Source organism: Leifsonia sp. P73, from assembly GCF_051059105.1.
Classification (GTDB): Bacteria; Actinomycetota; Actinomycetes; order Actinomycetales; family Microbacteriaceae; genus Leifsonia.
The window spans coordinates 2,675,751-2,692,278 of record NZ_CP194931.1; the positions used below are offsets into that span (position 1 = coordinate 2,675,751).

The 16,528-nt window shown below is 71.2% G+C and carries 17 protein-coding genes; 9 read left to right on the top strand and 8 right to left on the bottom strand.

Annotation, left to right across the window (positions count from 1 at the left end; all coding sequences use genetic code 11):
- Positions 1-230: 230 nt before the first annotated feature.
- The gene (panD, locus tag ACQ86L_RS13830; RefSeq protein ID WP_434315917.1) at positions 231-668 is read left to right on the top strand and encodes an aspartate 1-decarboxylase; all 438 of its coding nucleotides are present in this window, start codon (positions 231-233) and stop codon (positions 666-668) included.
- The gene (locus tag ACQ86L_RS13835) at positions 665-1,195 is read left to right on the top strand and encodes a hypothetical protein (protein ID WP_434315918.1); all 531 of its coding nucleotides are present in this window, start codon (positions 665-667) and stop codon (positions 1,193-1,195) included. The genes panD and ACQ86L_RS13835 overlap by 4 nt, the downstream gene beginning before the upstream one ends.
- 29 nt (positions 1,196-1,224) lie before the next feature.
- Here ACQ86L_RS13835 and ACQ86L_RS13840 read toward each other — a convergent pair whose 3' ends face one another.
- Positions 1,225-2,511, bottom strand: coding sequence for a saccharopine dehydrogenase C-terminal domain-containing protein (locus ACQ86L_RS13840; RefSeq protein WP_434315919.1), 1,287 nt, complete (start codon positions 2,509-2,511; stop codon positions 1,225-1,227).
- Positions 2,512-2,644: 133 nt separating this feature from the next.
- Here ACQ86L_RS13840 and ACQ86L_RS13845 point away from each other — a divergent pair, with 133 nt between their 5' ends.
- Positions 2,645-3,553 carry a LysR family transcriptional regulator gene (locus ACQ86L_RS13845; protein WP_434315920.1) on the top strand — a complete coding sequence of 303 codons (909 nt, stop codon included), beginning with the start codon at positions 2,645-2,647 and terminating at the stop codon, positions 3,551-3,553.
- Between the two features lie 4 nt (positions 3,554-3,557).
- On the opposite strand, the gene ACQ86L_RS13850 is transcribed toward ACQ86L_RS13845, so the two are convergent.
- From ACQ86L_RS13850 to ACQ86L_RS13860, 3 genes are all read right to left on the bottom strand, one after another.
- Positions 3,558-4,418: an aldo/keto reductase gene (locus ACQ86L_RS13850; protein ID WP_434315921.1), complete on the bottom strand. Its 861-nt coding sequence runs from the start codon at positions 4,416-4,418 to the stop codon at positions 3,558-3,560.
- Positions 4,419-4,538: 120 nt separating this feature from the next.
- Positions 4,539-5,510 (bottom strand): aldo/keto reductase, encoded by a 972-nt coding sequence (locus tag ACQ86L_RS13855; protein ID WP_434318893.1) that lies wholly within the window; start codon positions 5,508-5,510, stop codon positions 4,539-4,541.
- A 95-nt stretch (positions 5,511-5,605) separates the two neighbouring features.
- Complete coding sequence (locus ACQ86L_RS13860) at positions 5,606-5,779, bottom strand: hypothetical protein (RefSeq protein WP_434315922.1); 174 nt, start codon at positions 5,777-5,779, stop codon at positions 5,606-5,608.
- Here ACQ86L_RS13860 and ACQ86L_RS13865 point away from each other — a divergent pair.
- Entirely contained in the window at positions 5,778-6,404 is a 627-nt protein-coding gene (locus ACQ86L_RS13865; protein WP_434315923.1) for an MBL fold metallo-hydrolase, read from the top strand. The two genes, ACQ86L_RS13860 and ACQ86L_RS13865, sit on opposite strands and share 2 nt — an antisense overlap.
- A gap of 77 nt (positions 6,405-6,481) precedes the next feature.
- The gene (gene helR / locus ACQ86L_RS13870; RefSeq protein ID WP_434318894.1) at positions 6,482-8,635 is read left to right on the top strand and encodes an RNA polymerase recycling motor ATPase HelR; all 2,154 of its coding nucleotides are present in this window, start codon (positions 6,482-6,484) and stop codon (positions 8,633-8,635) included.
- Here helR and ACQ86L_RS13875 read toward each other — a convergent pair.
- The 4 genes from ACQ86L_RS13875 to ACQ86L_RS13890 form a co-directional block, all read right to left on the bottom strand.
- A complete protein-coding gene (locus ACQ86L_RS13875; RefSeq protein ID WP_370055601.1) occupies positions 8,632-8,880 on the bottom strand; it encodes a glutaredoxin family protein in 249 nt (82 codons plus the stop codon). The two genes, helR and ACQ86L_RS13875, sit on opposite strands and share 4 nt — an antisense overlap.
- Positions 8,881-8,889: 9 nt before the next feature.
- On the bottom strand, positions 8,890-9,552 hold the full coding sequence (locus tag ACQ86L_RS13880) for a nucleoside/nucleotide kinase family protein (RefSeq protein WP_434315924.1): 663 nt from the start codon (positions 9,550-9,552) through the stop codon (positions 8,890-8,892).
- A 74-nt stretch (positions 9,553-9,626) separates the two neighbouring features.
- Positions 9,627-10,460: an amidohydrolase family protein gene (locus tag ACQ86L_RS13885; protein ID WP_434315925.1), complete on the bottom strand. Its 834-nt coding sequence runs from the start codon at positions 10,458-10,460 to the stop codon at positions 9,627-9,629.
- Between the two features lies 1 nt (position 10,461).
- The gene (locus ACQ86L_RS13890) at positions 10,462-11,802 is read right to left on the bottom strand and encodes an alpha-L-fucosidase (protein WP_434318895.1); all 1,341 of its coding nucleotides are present in this window, start codon (positions 11,800-11,802) and stop codon (positions 10,462-10,464) included.
- A 132-nt stretch (positions 11,803-11,934) separates the two neighbouring features.
- Here ACQ86L_RS13890 and ACQ86L_RS13895 point away from each other — a divergent pair, with 132 nt between their 5' ends.
- The 4 genes from ACQ86L_RS13895 (at position 11,935) to ACQ86L_RS13910 (ending at position 16,505) form a co-directional block, all read left to right on the top strand.
- Entirely contained in the window at positions 11,935-13,311 is a 1,377-nt protein-coding gene (locus ACQ86L_RS13895; RefSeq protein ID WP_434315926.1) for an alpha-L-fucosidase, read from the top strand.
- Between the two features lie 95 nt (positions 13,312-13,406).
- Entirely contained in the window at positions 13,407-14,654 is a 1,248-nt protein-coding gene (locus ACQ86L_RS13900) for an ABC transporter substrate-binding protein (protein WP_434315927.1), read from the top strand.
- Positions 14,655-14,658: 4 nt separating this feature from the next.
- Positions 14,659-15,642 carry a carbohydrate ABC transporter permease gene (locus ACQ86L_RS13905; RefSeq protein WP_434315928.1) on the top strand — a complete coding sequence of 328 codons (984 nt, stop codon included), beginning with the start codon at positions 14,659-14,661 and terminating at the stop codon, positions 15,640-15,642.
- A 377-nt stretch (positions 15,643-16,019) separates the two neighbouring features.
- Entirely contained in the window at positions 16,020-16,505 is a 486-nt protein-coding gene (locus ACQ86L_RS13910; protein WP_434315929.1) for a carbohydrate ABC transporter permease, read from the top strand.
- The last annotated feature ends 23 nt before the right edge of the window (positions 16,506-16,528 follow it).

Below are 16,528 nucleotides of genomic sequence, written 5' to 3' on the forward strand. Positions count from 1 at the left end.
ATGAAGTCGCCGGAGCGGCCCGTGATGAACGCGATCGGCACGCCCGCAGCGGTTATCGCGACCAGGTCGGTGACGATGCTGCGGATGGCGATGGTCCGGGTGACGGGGCTGGCGATCGGGCCGTCGACGTCGAAGAGGAGTCCGAGGTTGTGCACGCTCCATTCTCCCGTGCGGGACGACGGCGACCCGAACAGCGGGACAATGGATGCAGGCCACGAAAGGAACGTCCCGTGCTCCGCACCATGTTCAAGTCGAAGATCCACCGCGCCACCGTCACCCACGCCGACCTCCACTACGTCGGCTCGCTGACCGTCGACCTCGCCCTGATGGAGGCCGCCGACCTGCTGCCCGGCGAGCAGGTCGCCGTCGTCGACGTGACCAACGGCTCCCGGTTCGAGACCTACCTGATCGCCGGTGAGCGCGGCAGCGGCGTCATCGGGGTGAACGGGGCGGCGGCGCACCTGGCGGAGGTCGGCGACACCGTCATCGTCATCTCCTACGCCCAGCTCGACAACGCGGAGGCGACGAGCTTCGTGCCGACGGTCGTGCACGTCGACGGCGACAACCGCATCCTCGCGGTCGGCGCCGACCCGGCCGAGGCGCTGACCGACGGAGTGAGCGTCCCGCCGTTCGCGGTGCCGTCCGCGGCCGGCACCGTGGTCGCGTGACGTACCGCGCGACCGAGCGCATCCACACCGTCGAGGCGCGGCGCATCGAGCTGGAGGCCGAGGTGCCGTTCGCGCAGCTCCGGCGCGCGTTCGAGGAGCAGGTGCCCGAGCTCGACCGGAGGCTGCAGAGCGGCCTCCTGGACCAGGGCGCCGACTGGTCGACCCTGACGCGCATGCTCGAAGGGCCGGGGATGCACGGCCTCGTGCGGTTCTGGACCGGCGACCCGCGCCCGGTCATGCGGGTGGGCGGTGTCGACACGGCGAGCGTGAGCTACCTCGTCGGCGACTACGCGACGGCCGCGCGGATGTACCGGCACGACGCGGGCGCGCTGCTCTACTCGCCGATCCGCGTCGAACTCCACGACGACGGTGGAGGCCGCACCGTGCTCAGCGTGGAGCAGCCGAGCGCGCCGCTGCGAGGGTTCGGCAACAACAAGATCACGCAGGCCGGCTACGAGCTGGACCGGAAGCTGGGCGACCTCCTCGAAGACCTCGGGCTTCCGCGCCCGAGCGTGCTGCGCCTCTAGCGCGGGCGCCGGTAGCGAGGCGCCGGAGGTCAGGGCTCCCGCAGCCCCCAGGCCTGGCCGTAGCCGCCCTCCGCCACCGGCCGCTCCATCAGCTCCAGGAACGGCCGGGCCGGGAACGCCTCCGGGCCGAGCACGCCGGCGCCCCTCCAGGTCCCGTTCGCGAGCAGCTCCAGCGCGATCACCGGGTTGAGCGCCGTCTGCCAGACCACGCACTGCGCGTCGTACTCGCGCATCGTCCACTCGTTGTCGGACACGTGGTACAGGTACACGCTGCGGGGGAGGCCGTCCTTCCCCGTGCCGGTCACCCAGACGCCGGCGCAGGTCTTGCCGGTCATCCGCGAGCCGATGCCGGCCGGGTCGGGGAGAGCCGCGGCGACCACGTCGCGCGGGGCGACCTCCACCGGGCCCGCCGCGCTCCGGACCCGCAGGGGCGTGGTGGAGTCCAGCCCGAGCAGGTGCAGCGTCTTGAGCACGCCGATGAACTCGGCGCCGAGGCCGTACTTGAAGGTCACCCGCTCGGCGTCCAGCCAGCGCGGCATCAGCAGCACCTCCTCGTGCTCGACGTTGACGCACTCGACCGGGCCGATGCCCTCGGGGAAGTCGAAGACCTCCGGCTCGCTGAACGGCGGGGTGGTGAACCAGCCGTCGCCCTCCTGGGCGAGGCGGCGCTTCTCGAAGATCACCGGAGGGTTGAGGCACTCCTCGATGGTGGTCCAGATGCTGAAGGACGGCGCGAAGATCTCGTTGCCGTCGTCGTCGCGGACCACCAGGTTCGCGCCGTCGCGCGTGCCCAGCTCGTCGATGTGCGAGAACAGCTCGTCGGAGGCGTAGCGGGCGAACACGTCGGACAGGCCGGGCTCGACGCCCATGCCGACCAGTGCCAGGCGGCCCGCGGCCTCCCAGCGCTGGTGCTCGGCGAACTGGGCGTCGCCGAGCTTGACGCCGGTGCGGCGGTACGGCTCGGTCTCGTGCGGGTGGGAGAGGCTCATCGCCATGTCGAGGTAGTCGGCGCCCGCCGAGAGCGCGCCGGCGAAGATCGACTCCACGAAGGAGGGCTCGACGGCGTTCATCACGTGGGTGGCGCGGTGCTCGCGCGCGACGGCAGCGACCGAGCTCGGGTCGGAGGCGTCGATGCGGCTCGCGGTGAAGCGGCGGGCGACCTGCTCGCCGTGCCGCTCGCGGATCCACGCGACCGTGGCCTCCGCGCGGGACAGGTCGTAGTCGCTGACGACGATCGACTCGTAGAACGAGCGGCGGGCGGCGATCTTCGCGATGGCGTTTCCGACGCCACCGGCGCCGATCAGCAGGATGCGCATGGTGCTCATTGTGCCCGGGCGGCACCGATTCGGCACGAATCGCGAGTATGAAGCGCGCAGAGTCGACATTCGTGCCGAATCGGCCACTTGCCAGGGTGATGGTGGGCGCGTGATTGACACGTACTATTGCTGAATGGAACTTCGCCAGCTCGAGCACTTCGTCACCGTCGCGGAAGAGCGGCACTTCACGCGCGCGGCGGAACTGCTGCAGATCTCCCAGTCCGGGCTGTCGGCCTCCATCCGCTCGCTGGAGCAGGAGCTGGGCACCTCGCTGTTCATCCGGAGCACGCGCCGCGTCGAGCTGACGACGGCCGGCCAGGCGCTGCTCGCGGACTCGGTGCGCACGCTGGCGAGTGCCGCCGCGGCCCGCAACGCCGTGGCCGCCGTCCGCGGCCTGCTGCGCGGACGCCTGACGATCGGCGCCGAGCCGTGCCTCGGGTCGGTCGACCTCCCGGCCGAGCTCGCGGCCTTCCGCACGGCGAACCCCGGCGTGGAGGTCCGGCTGCGGTACTCGGGGTCGGAGGAGCTGGTGGAGGCCGTCGCCGGCGGCCGCGCGGACGTCGCCGTGGTCGTCGACACCGGCCACGCGCCGAGCGGTGTGCGGCTGCGCCCGCTGAGCACCCAGTCGCTGCTCGTGCTCTGCCACCCGGAGCACCGTTTCGCGGCGCAGGACAGCATCCCGATCGAGGCCCTGCGCGGCGAGCCGCTGGTCGGCTTCCAGGAGGGCTGGGCCGCCCAGACGCTGGCCCGGCGGGCGTTCGCGGCGGCCGGCTTCGACTACCGCGCAGCGATGGAGGTCAACGACGTCCACCCCCTGCTCGACCTGGTCGGCTACAACCTCGGCATCGCGGTGGTCCCGGCGAGCTTCGCGCGCAAGCGGCCGGAGCAGCTGCGGGCCGTCGCGCTCAGTGGGGACGTGCCGGAGTGGACCGTCGCGGTGGCGGTGTCGGACGAGCCGAGCCCGGCGGCGGCGGCGTTCCTGCGACAGCTCGCACGGGTGGAGGCGCCGACTCCCGCCGACGCCTCCACGACCGCTGCCTGACCGGCTACGCTGCGTTCAGCGTCGCCAGCTCCTCCGGCGTGAGCTCGACGTCCACTGCCGTGAGCGAGTCCAGGATGGTCTCCGGTCGCGACGAGCCCGGGATCGGGATGACCTGCGGGCTCTGGGCGAGGTGCCAGGCCAGCGCAACGACCTGCGGGCTCACGCCGCGGGCGGACGCGACGTCGGCGAACGGCGCGAACCGGTCTCCGAGGCCGCCCGCGTTCGAGATGCCGCCCAGGGGGCTCCAGGGCAGGAACGCGATTCCCCGCTCGTCGGCCAGGCTCAGCTCGGGCTCGCTGGACCGGAAGGCCGGCGAGAACTGGTTCTGCACCGACGCCAGCCGGCCGCCCAGGATGTCCTGCGCCTGGCGGATCTGGTCCGGGTCGGCGTTCGAGATGCCGGCGTAGCGGATCAGCCCCTCGTCGAGGAGGTCGCGGACGGCGCCGACCGACTCGGCGTAGGGGACGCTCGGGTCGGGCCGGTGGAACTGGTACAGCCCGAGCGCGTCGCCGCCGAGCCGGCGCAGCGACTCGACCGCGGCCTCCCGGATGTGCTCGGGGCGTCCGTCGACGGTCCAGCTGCCGTCGCCCGGGCGCAGGTGGCCGCCCTTCGTCGCCACCAGCACCGTGGACGCGTCGCCGCTCCAGGTGCGCAGCGCCTCGGCGATGAGCTCCTCGTTGTGCCCGACCTCGTCGGCGTGGACGTGATAGGCATCGGCCGTGTCGATCAGGGTGACGCCCGCGTCGAGCGCCGCGTGAATGGTCCCGATCGAGCGGGAGCGGTCGGGGCGCCCCTCGATCGACATGGGCATTCCGCCGAGGCCGATCGCGGACACCTGGAGGTCGGCCAGTGCGCGGTACTTCATGTGTTCTCCTTGCGTGTTCGGAATGGAGCGACGCGCGAGGGGCACGTTGTTGCCACTTTTCGTGCGCGAAAGTGACAACAACGTGCCCCTCGGCGGGAGGGGAGGGTGATGGGGAGGGGGTTACCAGGCGTAGTGCTCGGGGGCGGTCTTGTGGCCGGGGAAGATCTCGTCCAGTCGGGCGAGCGCCGCGTCGTCCAGGTGGACGTCGAGCGCGCGGATGCCGGCGTCGAGCTGGTCGCGCGTGCGCGGGCCGATGATCGGGCCGGTCACGCCGGGGCGGGTGAGCAGCCACGCGAGGGCGATGTCGCCCGGCTCGTGGCCCAGCTCGGCGGCGAACGACTCGTACGCCTCGATGGCGTCGCGGTGGGTGGCGAGCGTCTCCGCGGCGCGACCCTCGAGGCGGCGCCGGCCCTCGTTCTGCTTGCGCAGCACGCCGCCGAGAAGGCCGCCGTGCAGCGGAGACCACGCGATCACGCCGACGCCGTTCGCCTGGGCGGCGGGCAGCACCTCCAGCTCCACCTGGCGGGTGAGGAGGTTGTAGATGGACTGCTCGCTGACCAGGCCGAGGAGGTCGCGCCTGCGGGCCTCCGCCTGGGCCGTCGCGATGTGCCAGCCGGCGAAGTTGCTCGACCCCGCGTAGAGGATCTTGCCCTGCGCGACGGCGACGTCGATGGCCTGCCAGATCTCGTCCCAGGGGGTGTCCCGGTCGACGTGGTGGAACTGGTAGATGTCGATGTAGTCGGTCTGCAGCCGCTTCAGGCTGGCGTCGAGTGCTCGGCGGATGTTCAGCGCGGACAGCTTGCCCTCGTTGGGCCAGTCGCCCATCGCTCCGTAGAGCTTGGTGGCGAGGACGGTCCGCTCGCGACGGCCGTCGCCCTGCGCGAACCAGTCGCCGATGATCGTCTCGGTCGCGCCGTGGCCCTTGCTGCGGCCGTAGACGTTCGCGGTGTCGAAGTAGTTGATTCCCGCCGCGTGGGCGGCGTCCATGATCCCGTACGAGTCTTCCGCCGTGGTCTCCGGCCCGAAGTTCATCGTGCCGAGCACGAGGCGCGACACCTTCAGTCCGGAGCGGCCGAGCTGCGTGTACTGCATGTCTGTCATGGCGCCAGCCTCCGCCGGAAGCCGCGAGAAGTCCAACAGGAGGTGTGGATGGGATTGTGCGGTCCGGCTTATGGATCGCCGGGCGCTCAGAAGTCGTGGAAGCGTCCGGCCGCGGCGATCACGTCGTCCGCGGCGGCGACGTCGGGGCCGCCGACACCGTGCCGTCGAACGGCCACCGCGGGCGGGCGCGCGCGCTCACGGGCCTCGCGTCTCAACTCGGCGATGTCGGGGTGCTGCACGCGGACTAGCATCCCGCTCATGCGCGAAGTGATCCCTGGAGTCCATCGGCTGCAGTCCGCCCGCGCCGGCAACGCCTACCTGATCGAAGAGGGCGACCGCGCGGTGCTCGTCGACACCGGGCTCCGGTCCGGGGCGGAGGCCGTGGTGGCCGAGCTCGCGGCGGCGAGCATCCCGAGGGTGACCGACGTCGTCCTGACGCACTACGACCCCGACCACGTCGGCGGGGCCGCGGCCGTGCAGCGCGCGACGGGCGCGCGGGTCTGGCTGGGCGCCGCAGATGCCGGCATTCTGCGCGGCGTGGAGCCGCCGCCCACGCGCATGCGCCGCGCGATGTTCCGGACGGGGTGGCTGGGCCGCCCCGAACTGCCGGACCTGACCGAGCTCCCCGACACGGAGGAGACGGAGGTCGCACCCGGCGTCGTCGCGGTTCCTGCGCCGGGCCACACGCCCGGGCACCACCTGGTGCGCTGGCGCGGGGTCGCGTTCATCGGCGACGCCGGCCGCGTCTCGAACGGGCGGCTCGTCCACCTCCCGGGCCTGCTCCTCAGCGACCGCGCGGCGGCGGATGCGACCCTCGCCGCGATCACGGCCTCCGCTCCCCGGCTGGTCTGCCCCGGCCACGGCGCCCCCGCGCGACTGGTGTGACGCTTCCCCCTGCATTTCCAGGATACGGGAGGGCAGGGGGCTTGCCGCAAGGCCCCGGTGCGGGCGGAGAATCGTCGATCGTGACTGCCTCCTCGCCTGCCTTCGCCCTGCCCGAGAACCTCCGCGCCAAGTCTGTTCCCGCCCTCATCGCCGCCGACGAACGGCACTTCGCCGCCATCGATCACACCCTCCGGCGGACCGTCGCTGAGCTGTCCGACCAGCTCGCCGCCGAGTTGCGCGCGCCGGGTGGTCACGGGCAGAAGGCGCTCGACCGGGACACGGAGGTCCGGCGGCTGAGCGCCCGGCTGCGCGCGCTCGGCCGGTTCGGAATCGACGTGTGCCTCGGGCGGATGGTCGCCGAGGACGCGGAGACCGTCTACATCGGCCGCTTCGGGCTCACCGGCGACGACGGCGAGAAGCTGCTCGTGGACTGGCGGTCACCCGCCGCCGAGCCGTTCTTCGGGGCGACGCTCGGGGAGCCGATGGGGCTGGTCAGCCGACGCCGCTACCGCTGGGCGAAGGGCCGGGTGGCCGACTACTGGGATGAGGTCTTCGCGCCCGACGCCCTCGACGACGCCACCGAGCGGGCCGCGCTGGACGACCAGTCCGCCTTCATCGCGAGCCTCGGCGCGAGCCGGTCGCCGCGGATGCGGGACGTGCTCGCGACCATCCAGGCCGACCAGGACGCCATCATCCGCGACGGCTCCCGCGGCGCGCTCGTGGTCGACGGCGGCCCGGGCACCGGCAAGACGGTCGTCGCGCTGCACCGCGCCGCCTACTTGCTGTACTCCGACCCGCGGCTGTCGCAGGGGCACGGCGGCGTGCTGTTCGTCGGGCCGAGCCCGGCCTACCTCGCCTACGTCTCCGACGTGCTGCCGAGCCTCGGCGAGGAGGGGGTGCAGCTCTGCACGCTGCGCGACCTGCTGCCGGAGGGCGCGACAGCCGAGCCGGAGGCCGACGCCGAGGTCGCGCGGCTCAAGGCGTCGGCCGCGATGGTGAGCGCGGTCGAGCGGGCCGTCCGGTACCACGAGGTCCCGCCGTCACGCGGGATGGTCGTGGAGACCGAGTGGGCCGACCTCCCGCTGACGCCCGACGACTGGGCAGACGCGTTCGACGCGGCAGGAGCGGGTGCGCCGCACGACGAGGCGCGCGACGAGGTGTGGGAGGAGCTGCTGACGATCCTGACGGCGAAGGCCGGCGACGCGATCCCGGAGGCCGCCCTGCGCCGCCAGCTCACGCGGAACGACGGGCTCCGCGCGGCCTTCACCCGCGCCTGGCCGCTGCTCGACCCGGCGGGCGTGCTCGGCGACCTGTTCTCGGTGCCGGCCTACCTGCGGGCGTGCGCGCCGTGGCTGACCGACGAGGAGGTGCGAGCGCTGCAGCGGGAGCAGCCTCAGGCATGGACGCTGTCCGACCTCCCGCTGCTCGACGCCGCACGGCAGCGGATCGGCGACCCGGGCGCGAACCGGGTGGCGCGCGAGCGGGAGGCCGTGCTCGCGTTCGAGCGCGAGGGCCGCAACCGGGTGGTGGACGACCTGATCGCCGCCGACGACGGCGAGGGGCTGGTCACGATGCTGAAGGTAGAGGACGCGCAGCGCTCCCTGATCGACGAGGCCGCCCTCCCGAGCCTTGACCCCGACCTGCTCGCCGGCCCGTTCGCGCACATCGTCGTAGACGAGGCCCAGGAGCTCACCGACGCCGAGTGGCGGATGCTGCTGCGGCGCTGCCCGTCGCGCAGCCTCACGATCGTGGGCGACCGGGCGCAGGCGCGGCACGGGTTCACGGACTCGTGGGCCGGGCGGCTGGCCGCGGCAGGCATCCCGGACGTGCGCGTCTCCACGCTGACCGTCAACTACCGGACGCCGGAGGAGATCATGGCCGAGGCCGAGCCGGTGATCCGGGCGGCCATCCCCGACGCGAATGTCCCGACGTCGGTGCGCACCAGCGGGCTGCCGGTGGTGCGCGGTCGGCGGGACGACCTGGACGGGATCGTGGCGCGGTGGCTCGACGAGAACCCGGCGGGGATCGGGTGCGTGATCGCGGCCTCGGCGGGGTGGTCGTCGCCATCCGACCGCCTTCGGGTCCTCACGCCCGCCCAGTCCAAGGGGCTCGAGTTCGACCTGGTGGTGCTGCTCGACCCGGACGGGTTCGGGGACGGGATTGAGGGAGCGGTCGATCGGTATGTGGCGATGACGCGGTCGACGCGGGAGCTGGTGGTGCTGGCGGGTTAGACCTCCAGCGCCGCCTGCAGCTCCGCGTCGCTCGGCTCCACGAGGTGCCGCCCGTCCGGGAACACGATCACCGGGATGTTGGTGCGGCCGCTGATCGCGTGGGCGCGGTCGGCCTCCTCCGGGCGGGCGACGAGGTCGATGTACTCGTAGTCGGCGCCGAGGCGGTCGAGGAGGGACTTGGAGCGGATGCAGTCGCGGCACCAGTCCGCGCCGAACATCGTGACAGTGTCGAAAGTGTCGGTCATCCTCCCAGCCTAAGCAGCGCCGACTGGGAGTCCGCCGTCCACGATGAGCGTGGCGCTCGCCGCGGTCGGCTCGATGAGGCGGGCGTTGGCGCCGTCGACATCGCGCGCCCAGGCGAGGGCGGCCTCCGGGGTGCGGCCGTGGCGGGTGTGCCGGTCGACGAGCCGGCGCAGCCGCTCCTCCTCCGGGGTGGCGACGAACCACGACTCGGCCAGCAGGCGTGGGATGCGCGACCACGGGTCGGACGGCGCCAGCAGGTAGTTGCCCTCCACGACGATCAGTCGCGTGCCGGGCAGGACGGCGAGGCTCCCGGCGATGGGCTCCCCGACCGCGCGGTCGAACGCCGGCGCGTAGACGGGATGGTCGCGCTCGGCGAGCACGCGCTCCAGCAGCGCGACGAAGCCCCAGCCGTCGAAGGTGTCGATCGCGCCCTTCCTGTCGCGGCGGCCGAGCGACTCCAGGGTGGCGTCGGCGAGGTGGAAGCCGTCCATCGGGAGGTACGCGGCGACGGGCTCGCCCGCCTGGCGGTCGGCGGCCTCCACGACGGCGCGCGCAAGGGTCGTCTTGCCGGAGCCCGGGCTCCCGACGATCCCGATGATCACGCGCCCCTCGTCCCGGGCCAGCGCGAGAGCGCGCCGCGCGAGAACGTCCGAACCGCCGGCCGAAGTCTCCATCCGCCCATTCTCCGCGACACTCTGCTCCGAACAGTGAGTAGGTGCGGAAATCGCCGAGGGATTTCCGCGACTGGTCACGTTCCGGAGGGCAGGCGGTAGGCGCGCTCGGCGGCGTGCGTGAGCACGTCGGCGCGCTCGGGGGCGGAGAGCCCGGCGAGCAGGTCCTGGGTCACCGTCCAGGTCTCCGCGTAGGGGCCCGACAGCGTCGACACCGGCCAGTCGCCGCCGTACAGGACGCGCGCCGGTCCGAAGGTCTCGAACGCGTGCGCGACGTACGGCCGCAGGCGCGCGGCGTCCGCTCCGCCGCCGAGCGTGGTCAGGCCGGACAGCTTGACCGACACGTTCGGGCGCTGCGAGAGCTCGGTGAGGAGAGCCGCCCACGGCTCCGCTGAGTCGGCCCCGACCGGCGGGGTCCCGAGGTGGTCGATGACGAGTCGCAACGACGGGAGCTCGTCCGCGATCGACACCGCGTGCTCCAGGTGCCGGGGGAGCACGCCGATCACGTCGAAGCTGAGACCGCGCGCCGCGAGCAGCGCGAGCGACGCGCGCACCTCCGGCCGCCCCAGCCAGTCGGCGTCCGGCTCGTCGTGGATGAGGTGCCGCACCCCGACGAACGACGGATGAGACGACCACTCATCGAGCTGACGCGCGGCCGCCGCCGGGTCGAGCAGGTCGACCCAGGCCACGACCCCGGCGACCAGCGGGGAGGACACGGCGAACATCGCCGCCGAGTCCTCCACCGAGTTCGCGGCCTGGACCAGGACGACCCGGTCGACGCCCGCCGCCTCCAGCTGGGGCTGCACCTCGCCGAACGCGAAGGTCCGGTTGATCGGCGCGAGCGCGTCGGTCAGCCACGGGTACGCGACCCGCTCCAGATCCCAGAGGTGCAGGTGGGCGTCGACCGTCATCTCAGGCGGCCAGGTCGAAGCGGATGAGGGTCGGGCCGGCGACGGCCGGCTCCGGCAGGGTCACGACGATCGCGTCGCCGTCGCGGGAGGCCGCGACCGGGGTGCCGTCGGCGAGGCGGGCGCTCGCCGCATCCACGCGCGCGGAGGCCGGGAGGCGGACCTCGCCGGTCGCGTCCACGAACGCGTTCGCGGTGTCGCCGGTGCGGGTCCAGCGCACCCACGGGTCGTCGGAGGCCGACGCGAGCGAGGCGTCGAGCGTGGTCGACCCGAACACGGCCGAACCGTTCACGGCGTTCCAGGCGGCCAGGTGCTCCAGCGTCCGCCGCTGCAGGTCGGGGACCGTCCCGCGCGCGGTCAGTCCCACGTTGAGCAGCAGGTTGCCGCCGCGGGAGACGATGTCGACGAACGACTTCACCGCGTCGCGACCGCTGAGCAGGTGCGTCTCGTCCTCGACCTGGTTGTAGCCGAACGAGAAGCCGATGCCGCGGCAGTTCTCCCAGGCGCCGGAGGCCTCCACGTCGGTGCCCTGCTGGTACTCGCTGGTGCGGAAGTCCCAGTGCGTCTCGCCCCAGCGGTCGTTGGAGACGCCATCCGGGCGGGCGGCGTAGAACTTCTCGAACAGCTTCTCCATGCTGAACGGGCCGGACGGCTTGCCGGCGTCGGGCCACTCGATGTCGCCCCAGAGGATGTCGGGGGAGTAGCGCTCGATCAGGTCATCGACGTGGGTGTACGCGTATTCGGCGTAGGCCGCGTCGACCGGGCGGCCGAACGCCTGGCCGTCCGAGGTGATCGGCGGCAGCTGCGAGAAGTGCCAGTCGAGGCCTCCCGAGTAGTAGACGCCGAAGCGGAGGCCGGCGTCGCGGGTGGCCTTCTCGAACGCGCCCACGAGGTCGCGGCGGGGGCCGCGGGCGACGGTGTTGCGGCCGTCGGTGCCCGGGGCGTCCCAGAGGGTGACGCCGTCATGGTGCTTGGTGGTCGGCACGAAGTAGCCTGCGCCGGTGCTCTTCACCAGGGCGATGAACTCCTCCGGGTCGAACTCGGCCGGGTCCCACTGGTCGAGGAAGTCGTCGTACGGGGCGCCGCCGTAGACCTCGCGCTGGTGCTCGGCCGCGGGGCTGCCCTCGATGCGGATGGTGTTGTAGTACCACTCGGCGTACGGGTTGTGCCGGAACCAGTACTCCTTCTCGATGGTGCCGAGCTCGCCGATCGGCTCCGCCCAGGCGGGCACCGAGTACGGGCCCCAGTGCACGAAGACCCCGAGCTTGGCGTCTCCGAACCACTGCGGGACCTCGCGCTCGAACCGGCGGTAGTTCTCGGGGCGGACGGGGTCGTCTTTGAACATGGCCACGCTGAGGCTCCTTCTGCGCTGAATGGATGTGGTGGGGGCGGAATCGTTGTGGATCGATCCGTTGGCCGATATCCTATAGGCAATAGGCTTGGCTCTGAAAGACCTACTCGAAGGAGAGTTCGTTCCGTGACCCCCATCCTCAATGCGGCGCCCGACGCGTTCGTGCGCGCAGACCTCGTGAAGCTGCCCGGCGGCGAATGGTTCACCGGCGCCGGCTTCGGCCTGTTCGTGCACTGGGACCACGCCAGCCAGCAGGGGATCGAGATCTCCTGGCCGCTGGTCGGTCGTTCCATCATCCCCGGTTCGGACCGCGTCGAGGACACTGTGACGGTCGAGCAGTACCAGTCGACCGCCGCGACGTTCGACCCGGTCGAGTGGGACGCTGTCGCTCTGGCCCGGCTCGCCAAGCAGGCGGGCGCGCGTTACGTGGTCTTCACGGCACGTCACCACGCGGGCTACTCGATGTTCCACACCGCGCACTCCGAGTTCGGCATCCAGCACTCGCCGTTCGGCCGCGACATCACGCGGGAGTTCGTGGAGGCCGTCCGCGCGGAGGGCATCCGCGTCGGCATCTACTACAGCCTCCCGGACTGGAACCACCCGGACTACCCGGCCTTCACGATGGACGACCGGCCGTATGCGCTGGAGCACTGGCCGGCGGCCGGCGACCCCGCCAACGCGGGCACCCCCGTCGCCGACGACCGCCATCGCCGCCCGACGCCCGAGCAGTGGACGCGCTACCAGGACTACCTGCGTGGCCAGCTCACCGAGCTGCTCACCGGCTACGGCACGATCGACCTGCTCTGGTTCGACGGCGAGTGGGAGCGGTCGGAGGAGGAGTGGGACAGCGCCGGGCTGCGCGCGCTGATCAAGTCCCTCCAGCCGGACGTCGTGATCAACGACCGGCTGCTCGGCCAGGGCGACTACAAGACGCCCGAGCAGGGCTTCCCGGTGACGGCGCCGGAGGGCCCATGGGAGCTCTGCCTCACCATCGGCCAGATGTGGGCGTGGCGGCCCGGCGACACCAAGAGCAAGAGCACGGTGTCGCTGCTCACCACGCTGATCGAGGTCGCCTCCCGCGGCGGCAACCTCCTGCTCAACATCGGGCCGAAGGGCGACGGCAGCCTCAACGGGTCGCAGGTGCGGACGCTGGAGGAGATCGGCGCCTGGATGGATGCCCACGCGGAGAGCGTCGTCGGCGTCTCGCCCACCACGGGCGTCGACTTCTACGGTCCGTCGACCGCGCGGCAGGGGACGCTGTACCTCCACCTGGTCATGCGGCCGATCGAGCAGGTGATCGTGCGCGGCATCCCGGTCGAGCGGGTCCGCTCGGTACGGCTGCTGGCGACGGGCGAGGAACTGCCGTTCGAGGTCAACGTGGAGGTCCACGAGCAGGCGGAGCAGAGCGGCGAGGCGCTCGGGGAGCTGCACATCCCCGCGCCCACAGCCTCGGGAGCGCCGATCGACGTGATCGCGATCGACTTCGAGCCGGTAGCGGGATAGACGTCCCGGACTACTTGAAACCTATATCAAACACCCTATAGGATCGCGCCAACACGGCGATCACCTTGATGAATCCAATGGAGGAGGCACAGCAAGTGACACCACGAACCAAGCGCGCAGCGGTACGGGCCGGTACCGCCATTCTGCTGGCAGGAGCGCTCACCGCGCTCGCCGGGTGTGCGGGCGGCGGAGGCGGAAACGCCGCCGGCGGCCCGATCAGCATGTACACCTGGGTCAGCAGTCAGAGCGACCGCGACCAGTGGCAGGGCTTCATCGACCTCGGCAAGAAGGTCGACCCCAAGCTGGACGTGACGATCGAGGGCCCGAGCTTCAACGACTACTGGACGAAGGTCAAGACCCGGCTGAGCGGGTCCAACCCGCCCTGCCTGCTGACCACGCAGGCCGCCCGCGCGCAGGAGCTCTCCGGGCTGCTGATGCCGCTGACCGACCTGATCAAGAAGTACAAGCTCGACACCTCGAAGTTCGACTCGTCCATGCTCAAGGGCATGACGGTGGACGGCAGCATCCGCGCCATCCCCTACGACGCCGAGCCGATCGTCCTCTACTACAACGCGGACGCCTTCCAGAAGGCCGGTCTCGCCCTGCCGAGCGCGACCTACACCCGTGACCAGTTCCTCTCCGACGCGAAGAAGCTGACCACGGCCGACCACAAGGCGCTCGCCATCGAGCCGGGCTTCTTCATCCCGAACGCGTGGGCCATCGCCGACGGCGCCGAGGCGGTCAAGGGCGGCAAGCTCGACCTGACCAACTCCAAGCTGGTCGACTCGGTGCAGTCGTACTTCGACCTGGTCTCCAAGGAGGGCATCGCCAAGGCCCCGGAGGCCGCGGACGGCAGCGACGTCGCCCAGTCGGCGTTCACCTCCGGCGCGAGCGACATGCTCATCGAGGGACCGTGGATGTACGGCACCTTCGCCGCCGCCGCCAAGTTCAAGCTCGGCGTCACCATCGTCCCGACCGCGTCGGGCGACGCCAGGGGCATGACGGCGGGCTCCGGCTTCGGCATCGCGAAGAACTGCAAGGACCCGGACAGCGCGTTCAAGGCGATCATGGCCATGACCGACACCAGCGTCCTGAAGGGTCAGGCCGAGAAGCGCGGCATCGTCCCGTCGCGTCCCGACGCGCAGTCGGCCTGGGCGGACGGCAAGTCCGCTGAGGCGTACAGCGCGGTGCAGGCCCTGCTGAAGGACGCCAAGGCGCAGCTCACCACCCCGACCTGGAACCAGGTCGAGACCCTCTTCACCCAGTACGGCGTCGAGGGCTACCGGGGTGACAAGACGGCCAAGGATGTCATGACCACCATCCAGAACTCGGTGGGGCAGTAGGCGGATGTCCTCGCCACTGATCACGGGCGCCGTCGTCTCGGAGGAGACGGCGGCGCCCGCCGCGCCCGAGACCCGGCCGTTCCATGTGCCGCATCCCACGCCGCCGCGCGGCCGGAAGAAGCGCAGGGGCGACGGGCTCACCGCCCTGGCCTACCTGTGGCCGGGGCTCGCCGGCTTCACGTTCTTCATCGTGGTGCCGCTGCTCGGGTCGCTGGTCATCAGCTTCTTCGAGTGGCCGCTGTTCGGCTCGCCGACCTTCGTCGGCTTCGCCAACTACCAGAAGCTGTTCAGCGACCCGACGTTCTACACGGTGCTCCTGAACACCGTGATCTTCGCGTTCGTCTACACCGCCCTGAACCTGGCGCTCGCCCTCGCGGTGTCGCTGTGGCTGAACACGCGGGTCAAGGGCGCCGGCTTCTGGCGGGTCATCTTCTTCCTGCCGGCCATCACGCCGATGGTCGCCAACGCGCTGGTCTGGCGGCTGCTGCTCAGTGACAACGGGATCGTCAACTCGGCGCTGCACTCGATCGGCATCCAGGGGCCGAGCTGGCTCTCCGACTCCCGGTTCGCGCTGGCGTCGGTCATCGCGATGTCGGTGTGGCAGTCGTTCGGCTACAACGTGATCGTGCTCTCGGCGGGCATCGCCGGCATCCCGAAGGAGTTGCTGGAGGCCTCCCGGATGGACGGCACGAACGCCTGGCAGCGGATGCGCTCGATCATCCTCCCGATGATCTCGCCCGCGCTGTTCTTCACCATGACCATGACGATGATCGGGGCCTTCCAGGTCTTCGTGCAGCCGCAGATCCTGACGCAGGGCGGACCGGGCGAGTCCACGAACACCTTCGTGCTGTACCTGTACCGCAACGGCTTCGTGTTCGACCGGCTGGGCTACGCGTCCGCGCTCGCGTGGATGCTGTTCATCGTGGTCATGCTCATCACCGCGCTGCAGTTCGCCGGACAGAAGAGGTGGGTCAACTATGACAAGTGAGGCGACCCGGGTGCGGCGCCGGCTGCGCCCCGCGCAGCGCAAGGCGGCCGCGACGACCTGGCTGAACACGGCGGCGGTCGCGGTCGTGGCGCTGCTGTTCACGTTCCCGTTCATCTGGATGTTCTTCTCGGCGCTCAAGCCCGAGTCGGAGGTCTTCTCGCCCACGCCGTCGTTCATCGGCTCCGAGGTCAAGTGGTCGAACTTCGTCGACGCCTGGACGCTCGTGCCGTTCGGCCGGTTCATCTTCAACGGCTTCTTCGTCGCGCTCTGCGGCTCGCTGCTCTCGGTGATCGTGGCGGTGCTGTCGGCCTACGCGTTCTCGCGGCTGCGGTTCAAGTACCGCGACCGGCTGTTCCTGCTGTACGTGGCTCACGCTCGTGCTGCCGCAGGAGGTCCTGGTCGTGCCGCTGTTCATCATGATGAACCAGCTCGGCCTGGTCGACAGCTACGTGGCGCTCATCATCCCGTTCGCGTTCACGGCGTTCGGCACGTTCCTGTTGCGGCAGTTCTTCCTGACCATCCCGATCGAGTACGAGGAGGCCGCGATCATCGACGGCGCCTCCCGGTTCCGCACGCTGTGGTCGGTGCTCCTGCCGCAGCTCGCGGCGCCCATCTCGGTGCTCGGGGTGTTCTCGTTCGTCGGGTACTACAACTCGTACCTCTGGCCGCTCATCATCATCAACAGCCAGGAGCTCGCGACCGTGCCGCTCGGGCTCTCCATGTTCACCGGCGAGCACGGGACGCAGTGGAGCCTGATGATGGCCGCCTCCACCATCGCGATCATCCCCTCGCTGATCATCGTCGCGGTGCTGCAGCGGCAGCTCATCAAGGGCGTCGCCCTCGGCGGCTTCGGCGGGCGCTGACAACGCCGCGCACCACCGCACCG